The following is a 17,741-nucleotide window of genomic DNA, read 5'->3' on the forward strand; positions in this document are numbered from 1 at the left end:
GAGGTGTCCGGCCGATCCTCACACCCCCGCCATCAACAGCCCACCCTCCTTGATCGCCTTCATGCACACCGTGGTGGTGTAGCGCTGCACGCCCGGCAGCAGGCTGAGCTCCTTGCGCAGCAGGTGATCCAGGTCCTCGACATCGGCGGCGACGATCCGCAGCAGGTAGTCGCCGGCCCCGGCGGTGGAGTGGCAGTCGGTGATCGACGGATGGCGCAGAACGGCCGCCTCGAACGCTTCGGCGCGGGCGAACTCGACGGTGGCCAGGGCGAAGACGGTCAGGCCCTTGCCCACGGCCTTGGCGTCGACCTGGGCGCGGTAGCCGGTGATGACGCCGGCCTTCTCCAGGGCCTGGACGCGCGACCAGCAGGGCGACTTGGAGAGGCCCACCCGCTCGGCCAGGGCCGCGAACGAGATCCGGGCGTCGGCTTCCAGAATCCGGAGGATCGACAGGTCGATACGGCTAAGAGTGGACATTCGTTCTGCCTGATTGGGAAATTGCAGGACGTTGTTCTAACCCCGGCGACAGCCGCCGCGCAAACGAGGACAATGTGCCGGACATCGCCGCTTAAGGTTCCGCCATGGCGCAAGACATGACTTACGCGCGGTATCTCGCGCTCGACGAACTGCTCTCGGCTCAGCAGCCCCAGAGCGACCGGCACGACGAACTCCTGTTCATCGTCATCCACCAGACCAAGGAGCTGTGGCTCAAGGAGATCATCCACGAGGTCGAGCTGGCCAAGCGGCTGATCGCGGCCGGCGATGTCGAGCCGGCTTACAAGGCCCTGGCGCGGGTGTCGCGGATCCAGACGGTGATGACCCTGTCGTGGGACGTGCTGGCGACCATGACGCCGGCCGACTATCTCAGCTTCCGGGGCTCGCTGGGCGCCAGCTCGGGCTTCCAGTCGCACCAGTTCCGGACCCTGGAATATCTGCTGGGCCTGAAGGACCAGAGCTTCCTGAAGTTCCACGAGGAGGGCTCGTCAGCGCTCGGCCAGCTGCAGGCCGCGCTCGACGCGCCCAGCCTTTACGACGTCGCCATCGCCCAGCTGCCGCGTCACGGCCTGGCCGTGCCCGAGGCGGTGCTGGCCCGCGATTTCAGCCAGACCTACGTCCCGTCTCCCGAGGTGGAAGCCGCCTGGCTGGAGGTCTATCGCGACCCGCAGCGCTATTGGGAGCTGTATCAGCTGGCCGAGAAGCTGGTCGACCTGGACGACGCTTTGGTCACCTGGCGGCACAAGCACGTGCTGACGGTCGAGCGGATCATCGGCGGCCGGCCGGGCACGGGCGGCACGGATGGCGTCGGCTACCTGGCCTCGACCCTGCGTCGCCGCGCGTTCCCCGAGCTGTGGACCTTGCGGGGCAAGCTCTGATGACGGCGCGCAAGGACCTGTTCTCGAAGGCGCTAAGCGCTCCCGGCCGCCTGCATATGGCCGCTCACAGCCACCACCTGTGGCCCGACGCGACGCTCGCCGGCCAGATCGAGGCCTGGGAGGACGCCGCGACCCTGGCCGACCACAAGTGGGACAAGGCGCTGGGCGAGGTCTATCCGGCCGCCCAGGCTTTGGTGGCGCGCGAGCTGAACCTGCCCTCGTCCGACAGCGTGGTCTTCGCGCCCAACACCCACAGCCTGCTGGCGGTGCTGGTCTCGGCGATCGGGCACAAACCGGTCCGTATCCTCTCCACCGACGGTGAGTTCCACTCGTTCCGCCGCCAGGCCCAGCGCTGGGTCGAGGCCGGGGAGGTCGAGCTGACCCTGGTGGAGACCGACCGTCCCGATTTCGCCGAGCGGTTCATCGCGGCCGCGCGCAGCGGGACCTACGACCTGATCTTCGTCAGCCACGTGTTCTTCAAGAGCGGCTACGTCTTCGACCGGGTCTGGGAGCTGGCGAGCCTGTCGCGGCCCGAGGGGCCGTGGCTGGTGGTCGACGGCTATCACGGCTTCCGCGCCGTCCCGACCGACCTCTCCGGCGTGGCCGACCGGGTGTTCTACGTGGCCGGCGGCTACAAATACGCCATGGCCGGGGAGGGCGCAGCGTTCCTGCACGCGCCGCCGGGCTTCGGCCCGCGTCCGAGCCTGACCGGTTGGTATGCCGAGTTCGGTGATCTGGAGGGCCCGCCCGGCGGGGTGGGCTACGCCCGCGACGCCAGCCGCTTCATGGGCGCGACGTTCGATCCTTCGGGGATCTATCGGTTCGTGGCGGCGGGGCGGATGCTGGAGGCCGAGGGCCTGACCACGGCGGCCGTGGCGGCGCACGTCGCGGCGCTGCAGCGGTCGTTGCTGGCGAGGATCACGGCGGGGGAGGCTGGGCCTCTGAAGGACGCGGTGGCGGTGAACCCGCCGGGCGACGGCCCTCAGGCGCGGTTCCTGGCCCTGCGGCATCCCTCGGCGCAGGCCTGGAAGGCGGCGCTGGCGGAGAAGGGCGTGGTCGTGGATGTCCGCGACGACGTGCTGCGCGTGGGGCTGTCGGTGTACCACGACGAGGGGGACATCGCGGCGTTTTGCGGGGTTTGCGGGGAGCTCGCCTAGTTCCTTCTCCCCTTGCGGGAGAAGGTGGCGCGCAGCGCCGGATGAGGGGTTGCTCAAACGAAAGCCGCCGCGACGGCGATGAGGCCGGTCGCGGCGGTTCTGATCTTCAACCCCTCACCCGACCCGCTTCGCGGGCCACCCTCTCCCGCAAGGGGAGAGGGGAGGGCGTTTCTCTAAGCCGCCAGGCGCTGCAGCGCCTGCAGCATGCTGGCCATCGCCTGGTGAACCGGCAGGCCATCACGCTCGTAATTGCCGGTCTCGAAGATCTGCACGAGCTCGGCGCGGGCGCGGCTAACGCGGCTCTTCACGGTGCCGACGGCGACGCCGATCATCTCGGCGGCTTCCTCGTACGAGAACCCGCCGGCCCCGATCAGGATCAGGGCTTCGCGCTGCTGCTCGGGCAGCATCATCATCGCCTGGCGCAGGTCGTCCAGCTCGATGGCGCCGTCGAAATTGGTGTTGGCGATCAGGGTGCGTTCGGCGACTTCCTGGTCCAGGGCCACCGAGCGCCAGCTGCGGCGCTTGTCCGAATAGAACTGGTTGCGCAGGATCATGAAGGTCCAGGCCTTCATGTTGGTGCCCATGGTGAAGCTGTTGCGGCTGGCCCAAGCCTTGGCCACCGCGTCCTGCGCCAGGTCGTCGGCCGCCGTCGCGTTGCCGCAAAGGGACCGCGCGAACGCCCGCAGGTGCGGGATCAAGGCGACCAGGTCGCGCTCGAAGGTCTTCTGGTCTTGGGGATCCATCTGGGCCTCGCTCGATAAACACTCAAGCTGGAAACGGCGCCGGAAGGGTTTGGTTGCAGTCGAGAACGTCGTTCTCTGAATTAGTCTCCGCCGTTCACGTGCCGGATCAGGTTGTCGCGCACCTTGGTGACGGTCTTCTGGGTGCGGACGAATTCGTCGTGGTCCAGGCCGGTGGCGATCACCAGCGTCTTCTGGGCGCCCTTCTCGCGTAGGGCGCGGCCGGCGTCGGTCAGGGTCAGGATCACCTGGCGCTCGTCGGCCGGGTCGCGCTGGCGGGTCAGGAAGCCCAGGCTCTCCAGCTTCTTCAGGATCGGTGTCAGGGTGTTGGACTCCAGGAAGAGCTTGTCGCCCAGGCTCTTCACGCTCTGGCCGTCCTGCTCCCACAGGGCCACGATGATAATCCACTGGGTGTAGGTTAGGCCCAGCTCGTCCAGGATCGGCTTGTACGCGCGGCCATAGGCCAGGTTGGCCGAATAGACCGCGAAGCACAGGAAATCGCCCAGCTTCGGCAGGGTCGGGGCGGGGGTGTCGGCGGGCTTGGTCATGGGCCTTCCGGAAAGCGGCGACGTCGGTTGTCCATTTATATAAATCGCATCCGATGAAATCGGAAGGGGTTGACGCGCGGCGGGCGCTCGATCTATGGAATCGATACCGATTGAATCGGATCCGAGTTAAAAGGGTTTTCGCCATGTCCGCCCTGAACCGCCGCACTCTGTTCCGCGCAGCCGCCGCCTTCGGAGCCCTGGCCGCGATCCCCGCAGCCGCCCAGGCTCAAATCACCCCCGCCTGGACCCTGCGCCAGGTCGCGGCCGGTGACCTCGACATCGGCTATGCCGAGCTCGGTCCGGCCTCGGGTCAGCCGGTGGTCCTGCTGCATGGCTGGCCCTACGACATCCACGCCTTCGCCGAGGTCGCCCCGATCCTGGCCGCCGCTGGCAAGCGGGTGATCGTCCCGCACCTGCGCGGCTATGGCTCCACCCGCTTCCGCTCGGCGGCGACGCCTCGCAACGGCCAGCAGGCCGCCCTGGCCGTGGACGTCATCGCCCTGATGGACGCTCTGAAGATCGACAAGGCCGTGCTGGCCGGCTTCGACTGGGGCGCGCGGACGGCCGGCATCGTCGCGGCCCTGTGGCCCCAGCGCGTCCAGGCCCTGGTGTCGGTCAGCGGCTATCTGATCGGCAGCCAGCAGGCCAACGAAGCGCCGCTGTCGCCGGAAGCCGAGCTCTCCTGGTGGTACCAGTTCTACTTCGCCACCGAGCGCGGCGCGGCCGGCTACGCCAGGAACACCGAGGTCTTCGCCAAGCTGATCTGGAAGACGGCTTCGCCGAAGTGGGCGTTCGACGACGTGACCTTCGCCCGCTCGGCCGCCTCACTGGCCAATCCCGACCACGTGGCGATCACGATCGACAACTACCGCTGGCGCCTGGGTCTCTCGAAGGGCGAGACGCGCTTCGACGCCCTGGAGGCGCGGCTCGCCCAGCGCCCCGACATCGTCGTCCCGACCATCACGATGGAAGGCGACGCCAACGCCGCGCCGCACCCCGACCCGGCCGCCTATGCGGCCAAGTTCAAGGCCCGCTACGAGCACCGTCTTGTCAGCGGCGGCGTCGGCCACAACCTGCCTCAAGAGGCGCCCAAGGATTTCGCCAAGGCGGTCCTGGACGTGGCAAGCTGGGCCTAGGGAGAGATCGCGATGAATTCCCCCACCCGCCGTGACTGGCTGAAGACCGTCGGCGCCGGCCTGGTCCCGCTGTCCCTGGGCGGTGTCCTGGCCCTGCCGCCGGCCCGCCAGGCCGTAGCCCGCGCCTTTGGAGCGCCTCCGCTCCTGGACGCCCTGAAGCTTTCGCCGACCTGGCTGAACAGCGCCCCGCTCGACGCCGCGACGCTGAAGGGCAGGGCGGTGGTGGTCTGCTTCTGGACCTATTCCTGCATCAACAGCCTGCGGATCCTGCCCTATCTGCGGGCGTGGCAGCGGCGGGGGCTGACGGTCATCGGCGTCCACACGCCCGAGTTCGCCTTCGAAGCCGAAACCCCGAACGTGCGCCAGGCCCTGGCCGACCTGCACGTCGATTTCCCCGTGGTGCTGGACAGCCAACGCCGCATCTGGAGCGCGTTCGGCAACAACGCCTGGCCGGCCTTCTATTTCATCGACGGCGAGGGGCGCACGCGCGGCCGCATCGCCGGCGAGGGCCAGTACGCCCAGGCCGAGCGGCTGATCGGGACGCTGGGGTCCAAGACCTCCGGCTCGACCGTCCCGCCCGGCGGCCTGGGTCCTGAACTGGCCGCCGACTGGGACGACCTGGGCTCAGGCGAGACCTATGTCGGCTACGCCCAGGCGGCTGGCTTCGCCTCGCCTGGCGGGCTGCGCCGCGACGTCCAGCGCTTCTACGAACCGCCCAAGGCCCTGGCCCTGAACCGCTGGAGCCTGACCGGCGCCTGGTCGGTGGGAGAAGAGTTCGCCACCGGCGGCGCGGGCGGCCGGATCGCCCACCACTTCCACGCCCGCGACCTGCACATGGTGCTGGCGCCGTCCGGCAAGCCGGTTCGCTTCCGCGTTCGGCTGGACGGCGCAGCGCCGGGCGGCGACCACGGCGTCGATGTGAGCGCCGACGGCCTGGGCGTCGTCGATCGTCCGCGCATGTACCAACTGGTCCGCCAGGCCGAGCCGGTCGCCGACCGAACCTTCGAGATCGAGCTCCTGGACGCCGGCGCGCGGGCCTACGTCTTCACCTTCGGCTGAACGCCCTCTCCGTCACGCCGCGTATCCGCAGCGCGCCACCTCCCCCGTTTCACGGGTGAGGAGGATCGGCGTCTCCCCTCCTGCCCCGCTTGCTGGGGAGGGGGCGCGGCGCGAAGCGACGTGACGGAGAGGGCGCTTGCGCTAGGTGACCTTGAACGTGGCGGCAGGGCCCGCCTTCACCACCCCGACCACCCCATCGCGGTGGCCGAGCCACCCGGCGGCCGGGTCCAGCGTCGCGAACGACACGCCCTTGCCGGCCAACCCAGCGACACGCCGGAAGCTCGTCCGCTTGGGATCGGCCCCCGAAGCCGGCGCGATCGTCGACCCGTCCGCCCCTAGCACCAACACATGTCCCGGCTTCAGGATCGGTTCCAGAGACACCGTCCCCGCGCCGGCCAGCCCCGGCTTCTGGCGGAACTGGCTGGTCGGCAGCGGGCCGTTTCCGACCACGGGTCGGTCGCTTTCATGGCGCAGGAACGCCTCCGGCCGGTCCAGCGGCGAAAAGCGGTCCGGGACCTCGCCCGCGCCCACCGGCACGCCGAAGTCCGGCGTCCCGTCGGCCTTGTAGTACAGCCGCTGCACCCGCGTGTGGCGGTTGGGATCGAACAGCGGATTGCCCTCGATCTTCTTGTAGTCGCGGCCGTGATAGACCAGCACGTCGCGGCCGTGCTCGTCGACGGTGAACGAGTTGTGCCCCGGCCCCCAGACGCCGGTCTCCTCGCACGAGACGAACACCGGCTCCGGCGACTTGGTCCAGGCGTCCGGCGACATCAGGTCGGCGTTCGCGTCGGCGCTCAGCAGGCCCAGGCAGTAGCGGTCGTCGGTGGCGCTGGCCGAGTAGCTGACGAACAGCTTGCCGTTGCGCACCAGCGGCGTCGGCCCTTCGGCGACCTTGTAGCCGCGCACCTCCCAGTCCAGCGTCGGCACGGTCAGGCGCACCGGCGGCTTGGCCAGGGTCAGCGGCGTGGCCAGGGGCGCCAGGTAGAGGTTGCTGTTGGTCTTGATGCCCGGCTCGGTCTGCGCCCACAGCAGGTAGCGCATGCCGCGATGGGCAAAGACCGTCGAGTCCAGGGTGAAGGTGTCCCACGGCGTCTGGAGCTGGCCTTCCATCGCCCAGCGCCCGGTCAGCGGATCGCGGTCGCGGCAGACCAGCACATAGGTCCGGATATGGAACGGCTGCCCCGCGTCGCCGGCCGCGAAATACATCCGCCAGGCGCCGTCGAAGTGGTGCAGCTCGGGCGCCCAGATATAGCCGCCCAGCTTGCCGGTCTTGGGTCGCGTCCAGATGACGGTCTCGGGCGCGGCGGCGAGCCCCGCCAGGGTGGGCGAGCGGCGGATCGCCAGCCGGTCGTACTCCGGGACCGAGGCGGTCATGTAGTAGAGGCCGTCGCGGTGCTTGAAGACCTGGGCGTCGGCGCGCTGGCGGACGAGGGGATTGGCGGCGATCGGCGCGGACTTGGCGGCGGCGAGGGCGGGGCCGCCTAGCGCCAGCGCGCCGGTCCCGGCCAGCATCGTCCGACGCGACGGACCGCCCGTCCCGATGAATCCCCCCGCCATGCAACGCCCCTTACCCCGACACCGCCCCGCCCGCGCGAGGTCGAACAATATTGTCTGACAAATAAAGCGATCGCAAGGACAGGCGATGGTCGAGCCTCAAGGGCTGCCATCGGTGTCAATTCAGTTAGGAGATGGAGCTTCCATCTGGATATTTGTCGGCACATTGGTGTGAATATGGGAGGTGTATTCACTCATCATTACACACATGCAATTCAAATATACTGTGCTTTGCAAAACACCGTTCTCGCGTATTTCACAAATGCATCATCACTGTAATTGACGAACAGAAATGGATGTTTCCTCTTTGGGTCCAGGGGCGTCGATGTCGGCGTTCGAATATTTTCGGGAACTGAAGGATATGAGCATCGAACTCAGAGGGCTCGGTGGGGCGCCGCCGGCCGGCCGCCAGCGGCTGCTGGCCTCCACTCTGCTGTCCAGCCTGGCCCTGACCGTCGTGGGGACGGCCAGCGTCGCCCATGCCCAGGCCACGGCCCCGGCCGCCCAGAGCGCCGACGCGACGCAGGTCGAGGAAATCGTCGTCACCGGTTCGCTGTTCCGCCGCACCGACACCGAGACCCCGTCGCCGGTCACCGTGCTGACGGCGGAGAACCTGCAGCACGCCGGCATCAGCACCGCCACGGACGCCATCCGTTCGATCTCGGCCGACGGCGCCGGCTCGATCGGCACCGGCTTCCAGAGCGGCTTCTCGGCCGGTGGTTCGGCCGTGTCGCTGCGCGGCCTGGGCGTCTCGTCGACGCTGGTCCTGGTCGACGGCCTGCGCTCGACCAACTTCCCGATCAATGACGACGGCCACAACTCGTACGTCGACCTGAACTCGATCCCGTTCAGCCTGATCGACCGCATCGAAGTGCTGAAGGACGGCGCGTCGTCGTCATATGGCGCCGACGCCATCGGCGGCGTCGTGAACCTGAAGCTGAAGAAGCAGTTCGTCGGCGTGAAGGGCAGCGGGGAATTCGGCGAGAGCGATCGCGGCGACGCCGAGCACCGCCGCGCGGACATCACGCTGGGCTTCGGCGACTACGCCGAGACCGGCTGGAACCTCTACGTCAACGCCGAGTACCAGACGGACGACCGCGTCAGCAATCACAGCCGCGGCTTCCCGTACAACACCCAGGATCTGACCCGGATCGGCGGCGCGGACCTCAATACCGGCGACCAGTCCATGACGGTCCAGACGCCGAACGCCATCGTGACCCGCGTCAACCAGGCCGACCTGAACAACCCGCTCTCGGGCATGCTGGGCGCGCCGCTGACCTCCCAGTACCAGTCGCTGAACCTGAACTGCGCCAACGGCACCTTCACGGTGAGCACCGGCGGCTCCCAGGGCACCGGCTGCAAGTGGGACCTCACGGACACCTACCGCCAACTGCAGCCGTACCAGAAGCGCTACGCCTTCAACGGCCGTCTGAGCTTCCGCCTGAACGAAAACGTCGAAGGCTATGCGACCGGCAGCTATTCGAAGAGCTATGTCAGCATCAAGGGCATACCGAACGGCCTTCGGGCGGGCCAACCCTTCGGCGGCTCACCGAACCTGTCCTCGCTGGTTCCCGGCGTCGTCCTGCCGGTGTGGATCTGCTCGGCCGGCGTGAACTGCGCCACCGATCCGACGCGCAAGCTGAACCCGAACAACCCGTACGCCGCCGCCTTCGCCGCTGACCCGGCCAACGGCGCCGCGCGCATCTACTACCTGTTCGGCGACATCCCGACTGGCAGCGACCGCGACAACGAAGTCATCCGGGGCACGGTCGGCTTCAACGGTTCGTTCGGCGACGACTGGAACTGGCGTGTCGAGGCCGTCGGCGCGCGCGATAACCTGAAGCTGACGCAGCACGGCTTCCTGAACATCGCCAACACGCTGAACGCCATCAATACCGGCGCCTACAACTTCGTGAACCCGTCGCAGAACACCCAGGCGGTCCGCGACTTCGTGTCGCCGGACAAGATCACGCCGTCGCACTCGTCGCTGATGGCGATCGACGCTTCGATCACGCACCGTCTGTTCGCCCTGCCGGGCGGTGACGCGCAGATCGCCCTGGGGGTCCAGGCCCGCAAGGAGATCCTGGAGAACAACAACCAGAACGCCCGTCTGGACACCTGGACGCTGACAACCGCTTCGGCGTTCGGCAAGCACACGGTGAAGGCCGCCTTCTTCGAAATCGCCGCGCCGGTCATGGACACGCTCGAACTGAACGTGTCGGGCCGTTACGACGATTATTCGGAAGGCTTCAGCCACTTCTCGCCGAAGTTCGGCGCGAAGTTCACCCCGATGAAGCAACTGGCGATCCGCGGCACCTATTCCAAGGGCTTCCGCGCGCCGACCTTCGCCGAATCGGGCCCGCGCTCGCAGTACGCCGGCTTCGTGAGCACCACCCCGCCGGTGCCGTTCCAGACCGCCCACGGCGGTCCTGGCAACCCCTACGCCCAACAGTACAATGTGGGGCGCGGCGTGGCCGGCAACCCGGACTTGAAGCCGGAAAAGTCGCGCAGCTTCACGTTCGGCGCTATCGCCGAGCCGACCCGCTGGCTGTCGATGACCGTCGACTACTACAACGTCAAGAAGTCCGACCTGATCGTCGCCGGTCCGGACATCGGCAAGGCCGTCCTGGCCTACTTCGCCGGGGGCACGCAAGCCGGGGGTTGCGCCGCGGTCGCCGCCGTCGGCGCTGGCTATTCCTGTAACGCCGTCGATGGCCCCGATCCGCTGTACCCGGCCGCGCAACCGCGCGTCCTGATCATCAACGTCCCCTATGTGAACGCCGACTACGCGCTCACGGCCGGCGTGGACTTCTCGGCTACGGGCAAGTTCAGGCTGACGGACGACCTCAAGCTGACCAGCCGCGTGGAAGTCACCCACGTGATCAAGTACGATCTGCACACCACCTCGGGCGTGCAGAAATACGCCGGCACGCTGGGCCCGAACGACCTGTCGTCGGGTAACGGCACGCCGAATTGGCGCGGCAACTGGCAGAACACCCTGGCCTTCGGCGACAAGTACACGCTGTCGGCCACGGCCTATTACGTCGGCAAGATCAAGTCGGTCGCGGCCGACCAGCGCCCCGACGTCACCTGCGCCACCGGCAACCAGTACAACACCGGCAACACGGTGATGGGCGAGAAGTTCTGCTACGTTAAGCGCTTCATCAATGTCGACATGAACGCGACGGCGAAGGTGCGCGATGGCGTCACCCTCTACGCCAATGTCGGCAACGTGTTCGACAGGCGCGCGCCGATCGCGCCGGGCGCCTACGCCTCGGCTCCGAACTTCCTGACCACCTGGCACTTCGCCGGCGTGATGGGGCGGACGTTCAAGATGGGCGTGCGGTTCGAGTACTAGCCGTTCGTTGCACGCGAGGGCCGCTTCCCCCGGGAGGCGGCCCTCCACCCCTCGCGCCCGGTCTGGAGATCTTCATGGCCGCCAACGAGACCAAAGCCGCCCTGGCGATGAAGCTTCGCCTCGAGATCACCATCGACATCCTGGTGGCGGACCACGCCCACGCCGCCGAGCATCAGCGACGCATCGAGGGCTTCTTCAATCTCGTCCGCGCCCGCTACCCGCAGGCGCGCCTGGGCCTGACCCATTCGCGCCCCCCCGGCGCCGGGCCTGAGCCACGGCGCTCGCGGGGCCGCCGCGCGACCGGGGCGGTCGGCGACTACGGCGAGGTCTGAAGCGCTTGCCCGAACGTCGTTTCAACACGGTCCTGGCGGTGCTGGAGCTGTCGCACCGCGCCTATCCCGGCCTGTCGATGGGCGGGTTCCGCGCCTTGCTCTACATCGCGGAGAACCCCGGCCTCAGCACCAGCGAGCTCGCGGACCTCTGCGGCGTGACCCTGGCCACGGCGTCGCGCACGGTCAGGGCGCTGGCCGGGCCGGACATCGCGCGCAGCCTGCCGCCCAGCCTGGGGCTGGTCCGCCTCGGGACCCTCGGCGAAGACCGCCGGCTGGTGACGGTCGAGCTCTCGGAGGCGGGGAAGACGCTCTGCCGCCGATTCGATCAGCTGATCGCCGTCCCAAGGGTGATCCTGTCCAGCGAGACCCTGTGGGCGCTGCATCGGCCCGATTGGGGCGCCGACGTGGGCGGCGTGCGAGGCTAGCTGAACCTGGGCTGGAAGATCGGAATGCAGGACTGGATCAGGCGGTCGATCTCCGCGCAGAACCGCAGTCCCGCGCTCGACAGTGTCACGCACAGCATGCGCGGATCGGCGGGGTGCGGGCTCACGGACACCAGGTCCATCCCGGCGATGCCTCGCTCCGGATCCCCGGCGGACAGCAGCCGGACCGTCCGCGAGGTCGTGGCCTCGCTGACGCGGCAGGCCTGGGCCAGCTCGGCGTTGTTGAGGCCCGGGTTCTCGGCGATGTAGAGCAGGGCGCGCAGCGCCATGATGGTCAGCCCCGGATGGCTGCGTCGGCTGAGTTCCAGAACGCTCAATATGGTGTTGCGACGCCGCCGGCCGGCGACATCAGGCATCACGATAGAGGCCTAGCGCGCCCGTCGACCGGCGCGTGCGGCGAACCGGGCGCACGGCCGGGGCGCCGCGTGTGCGCAGGTGGCGGAAGCTCAAGGCGGCTTGCGGGTAGGTCTGGCGCAGCGCGGCCAGGAAGGCCTCGGCCGTGCGCTGGTGATCGGCGGCCTGCAGGAAGTCGTCCGCGCCGATGTCCACGGTTATCTGGACGCGCAGATTCAGCGGCGGAACATCGCTGGTGTCGGAACTGCTCATGCAAACCTTCCCTACCCGAAATGCGACCAACTCATGCCGAGAGCCAGGAGGAGCGTTCTCCTGAAGAGGCCCGACTCTCATCCAGCGTCGATCGCTCTCAGGGGCACAGTTTAGCCCAACTGGCCGTAGGCGCAGCCTCGCCGGACGCGTCAGCGGCGGCTTTCGTCGCTCCGACATCGTCTCACTTTGCTTGGTCGCGCCGAACGCGCCTCAGCCCTTGCGGAAGAACCCGTGGATCCGCTCCGCCAGCGCCTGGCTGACGCCTTCGACCTTCACCAGGTCCTCGACGCTGGCCCGGCCGACACCCTTGGCCGAGCCGAACGCATGGAGCAGGGCCTTCTTGCGTCCCGGCCCGACGCCTTCGATCTCGTCGAGGGGGTTCTTCTTCAGGTCCATGCTGCGACGCGTGCGGTGGGCGCCGATGGCGAACCGGTGAGCCTCGTCGCGCAGGCGCTGCAGGTAGTAGAGCACCGGCGACTTGGGCTCGAGCATGAACGGCGTCTGGCCGGGGATGAAGAACCGCTCCAGGCCGGCGTCGCGGTCGGGACCCTTGGCGACGCCGACGACGGCGATGTCGTCGACGCCCAGGTCGGCCATGATCTCCAGCGCCGCGTCCAACTGGCCCTTGCCGCCGTCGACCAGCACCAGGTCGGGGCGGTTGGCGTCGTCGCCTTCCTCCTCTTCCTTCACCAGGCGCGCGAAGCGGCGCTTCAGCACCTCCTTCATCATGCCGTAGTCGTCGCCGGGGGTGAGCTCGGTGCTCTTGATGTTGAACTTGCGGTACTGGCCCTTCATGAAGCCTTCCGGCCCGGCCACGATCATGCCGCCGACGGCGTTGGTGCCCTGGATGTGGCTGTTGTCGTAGACCTCGATCCGCTCGGGCGGGGCGTCCAGCTTGAAGGCCTCGCCGACGCCGGCCAGCAGCTTGGTCTGGGCCGAGCCCTCGGCCATCTTGCGGCCAAGGGCTTCACAGGCGTTGGTCAGGGCGTGCTGGACCAGATCGGCCTTCTCGCCGCGCTTGGGCACGCTGATCTCGACCTTGCGCCCGCTCTTCAGGGCGAAGGCTTCGGAGAGGAGCTCGCTCTCGGCCGGCTGGACATTGGCCAGGATCAGGCGCGGGATCGGCTTGTCGTCGTAGAACTGGCCCAGGAACGCGGTGATGATCCGCTGCTCCTCGGTGACCGTCTCATCCTCGGACTCGTCGGCGTTGCCGGTGATGCGGGGGAAGTAGGCGCGGTTGCCCCAGTTCTGGCCGGCGCGGAAGAAGAACACCTGCACGCAGGCCTGGCCGCCCTCGACGTGCAGGGCCACGACGTCGGCCTCGTCCACGGTCTCGGGGTTGATCTGGGTCTCCTGGGCGACGCTGGAGAGGGCGCGGATGCGGTCGCGCAGGCGGGCGGCGCGCTCGAACTCCAGCTCCTCGGCGGCGGCTTCCATTTCCTTGGCCATGGTCGCCATGACCGCGCGCGACTTGCCGCGCAGGAAGGCTTCGGCCTGGTCGACCAGGCCCTGGTAGTCCTCCTTGCCGATCAGGCCGGTGCAGGGCGCGGCGCAGCGCTTGATCTGGTGCAGCATGCAGGGCCGGTCGCGGCTCTCGTAGACGCTGTCGCTGCAGGAGCGCAGCAGGAACGCCTTCTGCAGGGTGTTCAGCGTGCGGTTCACCGCCCAGGCGCTGGCGAACGGCCCGAAATAATCGCCCTTGATCGTGTGGGCGCCGCGATGCTTGCGCAGCTGCGGGGCGTCGTGGTCGCGGCGGATGACGATCTCGGGGAAGCTCTTGTCGTCGCGCAGCAGCACGTTGAAGCGCGGCTTGAGCTGCTTGATCAGGTTGATCTCGAGCAGCAGGGCGTCGGCTTCGGTGCGGGTGGTTATGAACTCCATCGACCGCGTCGCATCGACCATGTTGGCGATGCGATTGGTGTGGAAGCGGCCTTGCGCGTACTGCACCACGCGCTTCTTCAGGCTCTTGGCCTTGCCGACGTACAGCACCTCGTCGGCGTCGCCGATCATCCGGTAGACGCCGGGCGCGTCAGGCAGGCGCGTGACCTCGTCCTTGATCAGGGCGGCGCCGGAAAGGCGGGGCGAGGTGTCGGTGTCGGAGGTGGTGTCGGTCACAGGTGGAGATATAGGCGAGTCCGGCGCGTTCAGCGACGTTCCAGGCTGTGGAAGACGCGGGTCACAGTGTCCCGCTCGGCGTGAATGACGTATCGCAGAACATAGCCAGTCGAGCTGAACCGGACGGTGAGTTCTCTCTGATTGTTGCGTATGAGGCGCCCGCGCTCGGGAAATTCGGCGAGAGTCTCGGCGGTCGCGAGGATCGTTCGGACCGCGCGTCTGGAGGCATTCGGCGCGCGAGCCGTCAGCCAGGCGCGCAAATACTCGATGTCTCGGCGGGCCGCCGCCGAGATTTCGACTGACCTCATCCAGCGTTTCGCGGGCGTGGTTCAGGCGGGGGAAGTTCGTCGTCCGTGTCCCACGACTCCACCCAGCGGATGACATCCTCCAAGGGGATGCCGCCGTCACGCTCGGTCTCCTCTGCGATGCGCTGGACTTCCTGCCAGTGCGCTTCGTTATCCTCGAAGCCGGGACGTTCTACAAAGTCGCTCTCAAGCGGCTTTTGAGCGAAGACCGCCAAGTTCTGGTCAGTCGCTTCGGCAGGCGCTGCGTCGATCTTGGGCTCAATCTTACCGACCATGTTCTCATGATGTTCCATTCCTGGTTTGTCGTCAATCGCGAGGGGCGCTATGACGCCCTCCATGACCACGCGCCCGCTCTTCGTCACGCCGCTCTATGAAGCCAGCCTCGCCGGCGAGAAGGACTTCGAGACCTTCGCCGAGGAGCTGCACGACGCCTGTATCGCCATCGCCGAGGACGACGAGGCCGGCCAGGCCTGGGCCTATAACAAGGGCTATCTGGGCTACACCTCGTACGCCTCGCTGAACGACCTGCCGCAGCGCGACAGCCTGTTCGCGGACCTGAAGAAGAAGCTCGACAAGCACGCGAGCGCTTTCGCCAAGGACCTGCGGTTCGAGCTGGGCGCGGGCAAGCTGGTGATGGACAGCTTCTGGATCAACATCCTGGAGCCGGGCGGCCAGCACAGCGGCCACATCCACCCGCACAGCGTCATCTCCGGCACGGTCTATGTGACCATCCCGCCGGGCGCCTCGGCCCTGAAGTTCGAGGACCCGCGACTGGCGATGATGATGGCCGCCCCGCCCCGCGAGGACGGCGCGCCCGAGGACCTGCAGCCGTTCGTCTATGTCCGCCCCTCGGCCGGGACGATCCTGATGTGGGAGAGCTGGCTGCGCCACGAGGTGACGCCCAACCAGGCCGACGAGCAGCGCATCAGCATCAGCTTCAACTACGCCTGGCGATAGTTCCCCTCGGAGTGAGACGCCGTCGGGCGGATCAGAAGGGCTGCGTCAGCAGGCGCTTTTCGTAGTCGTCGACATAGAGGATCATGGGCTGGGTCATGGCGTCCCGATAGAGGCCCATCTTGAAGTAGAACCTGCTGGGCGAAGGATAGCCGCTCGCCGGGGTCTCGGCATTGGCCGTCACGCCCGTGACGTCGGCCAGCGGCTGGTTGTCCAGCCATACGACCGCGCGACCGCCGGGGCCGGGCGAGAACCGGGTGCGGACCCGGAAGTCCAGCCAGCGGCCGCGCAGGTCGGCTTTCCGCTCGACCAGGGTGATCTTCTCGCCGTTCAGCGCCTGGGTGACCCTCAGCACGCCGTCGACATAGCGGATGGCCAGCACCGGGCTGTCCTGCTCGCAAGGAGCGGCGTCGCACTTCTGCTTCCACTGGGCCAGGACCAGGCGGGTGGCGACCAGCGGGAAGTCCTTGGGCAGGAACAGGCTGAAGCGCTGCTCGTGCGCCTGGCCCTCCTGGCCGTACAGCGTCCGGGCCTCGCGCAGTTCGGCCCGCTCCGTGTCCTGGCCGCCGCCGCCGGCCTCGCGGACATCGCCGGGCCGCAGGGTGATCATGGCCGCCATCTTGCCGGAGCGGACGACCTTGTCCTGCAGCACGACCGCGCCGGCTGCGAAGCGATCGGCAGCCCAGACCTCGCTGAGCGCGCTGCCTTCGAAGCCGTCGCGGACGTCCTGGGCGGGGGCGGGCAGAGCGGCGAGCAGGATCAGCAACGGAAGGGGCAAAAGCGTTTCTTTTCTTTCGCTTAAGCCCCGCAGGCCCACTGGCCCGCGTAGATGCGGCTGACGCCGTCGGCGCGGGTGTAGGTCAGGGTGGCGGGGCTGGCCGGGGACTCGCCGCCGACGGCCGGCCCCGTCACCTGCACGGCCACCGTGGACTTGCTCGCGCCGTTGAAGTTGGTCCCGTCGACCATGGTGTCGAAGCCGCTGGGGTCGGTGATCAGCTCGACCTTACCCGACACCTTGACCAGGCCCTTGGCCGGATCGGGCAGGCCGGGCGAGCCGTAGGCGACCAGGAACGGATCGGCGGCGCCTTCGACCCGGAAGAAGCAGCCGATCTCGCCGCCCAGCGGGTTGGCCTGCTGATCGGCCAGGGTCAGGCCCGACAGCGCGATCTGCTCGGCGGCCGGGGCGGCGGGCGTGGCCGGCGCGGCGGCCGGCGTGGCGACGGCCGGTTCTTCCTTGGGCTTCGGGTCCGAGCAGGCGGTCAGCGTCAGGGCGGCGGCGAGCGCTCCCCAGGCGGCAAGGCGGTATCCGATCATGGCGATGTTCCCCCTGGGCGGCGCATCCACCCGCGCCGGTTGCGAGGAGCCTAAACCACCACCGGTTCGGCCGCCAGGGCGACGCGTTTCCAGCCGCGCTCCAGGGTCCAGGCGGCGATGGCCAGCCACAGCAGGCCCAGGAACGCATGGCCGCGCTGCCAGTAGCCGACGTCGTGGCCGGTGCGGACGTTCCACACCCCGGTCAGCAGGGCGAAGACCAGCAGCAACCCCAGGAACCAGCCCAGCGAGAAGTGGGCCAGCCGCCGGTAGCCCGGCCTGCCCCACAGGGCCCAGGCGGCGAACAGCGGCGCGAACTGGATGGCCAGGCCCACGCCACAGGCGCGGTGCATGGGATCGGGCCAGTGGAACACCCCGGCGAAGAAGGCGCCCAGCCCCGTCAGGGCCACGAACAGCCCCGCGAAGGCCGAGACGATCCGGCGGCCGCCGGCGTGCTCCAGGGCGTGGGTGAAGCCGGCCCCGGCGAACAGGCCGGCGATCCCGGCGATCATCATGCCGTAGTTGAAGACTTCGGGCGTCGGGGCCTTGGGTCCGCCCAGCTCGCTGATGAACTGCGCGCCGGCGTCGAAGCCGGGGAACAGGCGCTGGGCGATCAGCACGTCGGCCACCATGATGGCCGGCGCGATGACGCCGATCTTCAGGAAGGCGCTGGTGCGGACGGTCACGCGGAGTTCCAGATCACGAAAAGGAGAGGGCGGCAGAATCCCTTCCGCCGCCCTCCGGGTCAAT

The 17,741-nt window shown here is 68.3% G+C and carries 20 protein-coding genes and 1 pseudogene; 9 read left to right on the forward strand and 12 right to left on the reverse strand.

The genetic code is table 11. The features are described from left to right. Positions 1–18 precede the first annotated feature (18 nt). Positions 19–477, reverse strand: coding sequence for an Lrp/AsnC family transcriptional regulator (locus AC07NN_RS04060; RefSeq protein ID WP_494637844.1), 459 nt, complete (start codon positions 475–477; stop codon positions 19–21). Between the two features lie 104 nt (positions 478–581). Between AC07NN_RS04060 and AC07NN_RS04065 the strand changes: the two genes are divergently transcribed. From AC07NN_RS04065 to AC07NN_RS04075, 3 genes and pseudogenes are all read left to right on the forward strand, one after another. Then, a complete protein-coding gene (locus AC07NN_RS04065; protein WP_494637845.1) occupies positions 582–1,373 on the forward strand; it encodes a tryptophan 2,3-dioxygenase in 792 nt (263 codons plus the stop codon). Further along, entirely contained in the window at positions 1,373–2,530 is a 1,158-nt protein-coding gene (locus tag AC07NN_RS04070; RefSeq protein ID WP_494637846.1) for an aminotransferase class V-fold PLP-dependent enzyme, read from the forward strand. The genes AC07NN_RS04065 and AC07NN_RS04070 overlap by 1 nt, the downstream gene beginning before the upstream one ends. A gap of 90 nt (positions 2,531–2,620) precedes the next feature. Continuing rightward, a pseudogene (locus AC07NN_RS04075) lies at positions 2,621–2,707 on the forward strand (hypothetical protein); the annotation flags it as partial. Here the strand turns inward: AC07NN_RS04075 and AC07NN_RS04080 are convergent. Next, the gene (locus AC07NN_RS04080) at positions 2,704–3,273 is read right to left on the reverse strand and encodes a sigma-70 family RNA polymerase sigma factor (protein WP_494637847.1); all 570 of its coding nucleotides are present in this window, start codon (positions 3,271–3,273) and stop codon (positions 2,704–2,706) included. The pseudogene AC07NN_RS04075 and the gene AC07NN_RS04080 overlap by 4 nt on opposite strands. Before the next feature lie 80 nt (positions 3,274–3,353). Then, positions 3,354–3,818 carry a MarR family winged helix-turn-helix transcriptional regulator gene (locus tag AC07NN_RS04085; RefSeq protein WP_494637848.1) on the reverse strand — a complete coding sequence of 155 codons (465 nt, stop codon included), beginning with the start codon at positions 3,816–3,818 and terminating at the stop codon, positions 3,354–3,356. A 143-nt stretch (positions 3,819–3,961) separates the two neighbouring features. Between AC07NN_RS04085 and AC07NN_RS04090 the strand changes: the two genes are divergently transcribed. Both AC07NN_RS04090 and AC07NN_RS04095 read left to right on the forward strand, forming a co-directional pair. Beyond that, a complete protein-coding gene (locus AC07NN_RS04090) occupies positions 3,962–4,954 on the forward strand; it encodes an alpha/beta fold hydrolase (protein ID WP_494637849.1) in 993 nt (330 codons plus the stop codon). Between the two features lie 12 nt (positions 4,955–4,966). Then, on the forward strand, positions 4,967–6,013 hold the full coding sequence (locus AC07NN_RS04095) for a redoxin domain-containing protein (protein ID WP_494637850.1): 1,047 nt from the start codon (positions 4,967–4,969) through the stop codon (positions 6,011–6,013). A 141-nt stretch (positions 6,014–6,154) separates the two neighbouring features. On the opposite strand, the gene AC07NN_RS04100 is transcribed toward AC07NN_RS04095, so the two are convergent. Then, complete coding sequence (locus AC07NN_RS04100) at positions 6,155–7,570, reverse strand: family 43 glycosylhydrolase (RefSeq protein WP_494637851.1); 1,416 nt, start codon at positions 7,568–7,570, stop codon at positions 6,155–6,157. Positions 7,571–7,928: 358 nt separating this feature from the next. Between AC07NN_RS04100 and AC07NN_RS04105 the strand changes: the two genes are divergently transcribed. From AC07NN_RS04105 to AC07NN_RS04115, 3 genes are all read left to right on the forward strand, one after another. After that, entirely contained in the window at positions 7,929–10,925 is a 2,997-nt protein-coding gene (locus tag AC07NN_RS04105) for a TonB-dependent receptor plug domain-containing protein (protein WP_494637852.1), read from the forward strand. A 74-nt stretch (positions 10,926–10,999) separates the two neighbouring features. Continuing rightward, positions 11,000–11,257 (forward strand): hypothetical protein, encoded by a 258-nt coding sequence (locus tag AC07NN_RS04110; protein ID WP_494637853.1) that lies wholly within the window; start codon positions 11,000–11,002, stop codon positions 11,255–11,257. Positions 11,258–11,262: 5 nt separating this feature from the next. Continuing rightward, a complete protein-coding gene (locus AC07NN_RS04115; RefSeq protein WP_494637854.1) occupies positions 11,263–11,682 on the forward strand; it encodes a MarR family winged helix-turn-helix transcriptional regulator in 420 nt (139 codons plus the stop codon). Here AC07NN_RS04115 and AC07NN_RS04120 read toward each other — a convergent pair. The 5 genes from AC07NN_RS04120 to AC07NN_RS04140 all read right to left on the reverse strand — a co-directional run bounded on the left by AC07NN_RS04120 (position 11,679) and on the right by AC07NN_RS04140 (position 15,064). Beyond that, a complete protein-coding gene (locus tag AC07NN_RS04120; protein WP_494637855.1) occupies positions 11,679–12,056 on the reverse strand; it encodes a MarR family transcriptional regulator in 378 nt (125 codons plus the stop codon). The genes AC07NN_RS04115 and AC07NN_RS04120 overlap by 4 nt on opposite strands. After that, a complete protein-coding gene (locus tag AC07NN_RS04125) occupies positions 12,049–12,306 on the reverse strand; it encodes a hypothetical protein (protein ID WP_494637856.1) in 258 nt (85 codons plus the stop codon). The genes AC07NN_RS04120 and AC07NN_RS04125 overlap by 8 nt, the downstream gene beginning before the upstream one ends. A 210-nt stretch (positions 12,307–12,516) precedes the next feature. After that, on the reverse strand, positions 12,517–14,421 hold the full coding sequence (uvrC, locus tag AC07NN_RS04130; protein ID WP_494637857.1) for an excinuclease ABC subunit UvrC: 1,905 nt from the start codon (positions 14,419–14,421) through the stop codon (positions 12,517–12,519). 29 nt (positions 14,422–14,450) lie between these two features. Next, entirely contained in the window at positions 14,451–14,729 is a 279-nt protein-coding gene (locus AC07NN_RS04135; RefSeq protein WP_494637858.1) for a type II toxin-antitoxin system RelE/ParE family toxin, read from the reverse strand. After that, a complete protein-coding gene (locus AC07NN_RS04140; protein ID WP_494638197.1) occupies positions 14,726–15,064 on the reverse strand; it encodes an antitoxin in 339 nt (112 codons plus the stop codon). The genes AC07NN_RS04135 and AC07NN_RS04140 overlap by 4 nt, the downstream gene beginning before the upstream one ends. On the opposite strand from AC07NN_RS04140, the gene AC07NN_RS04145 reads away from it, so the two are divergent. Further along, a complete protein-coding gene (locus AC07NN_RS04145) occupies positions 15,063–15,683 on the forward strand; it encodes a TIGR02466 family protein (protein ID WP_494637859.1) in 621 nt (206 codons plus the stop codon). The genes AC07NN_RS04140 and AC07NN_RS04145 overlap by 2 nt on opposite strands. Before the next feature lie 31 nt (positions 15,684–15,714). Here the strand turns inward: AC07NN_RS04145 and AC07NN_RS04150 are convergent, their stop codons facing one another. From AC07NN_RS04150 to AC07NN_RS04160, 3 genes are read right to left on the reverse strand one after another with little or no spacing between them, the layout of a single operon-like run. Beyond that, positions 15,715–16,458 (reverse strand): polysaccharide lyase family 20 protein, encoded by a 744-nt coding sequence (locus tag AC07NN_RS04150; RefSeq protein ID WP_494637860.1) that lies wholly within the window; start codon positions 16,456–16,458, stop codon positions 15,715–15,717. 20 nt (positions 16,459–16,478) lie between these two features. After that, positions 16,479–16,994, reverse strand: coding sequence for a hypothetical protein (locus tag AC07NN_RS04155; protein ID WP_494637861.1), 516 nt, complete (start codon positions 16,992–16,994; stop codon positions 16,479–16,481). Between the two features lie 50 nt (positions 16,995–17,044). Then, positions 17,045–17,740: a DUF998 domain-containing protein gene (locus AC07NN_RS04160; protein WP_494637862.1), complete on the reverse strand. Its 696-nt coding sequence runs from the start codon at positions 17,738–17,740 to the stop codon at positions 17,045–17,047. Between the last annotated feature and the right edge of the window lies 1 nt (position 17,741).

The organism is Caulobacter sp. GW821-FHT09H08 (genome assembly GCF_059415885.1).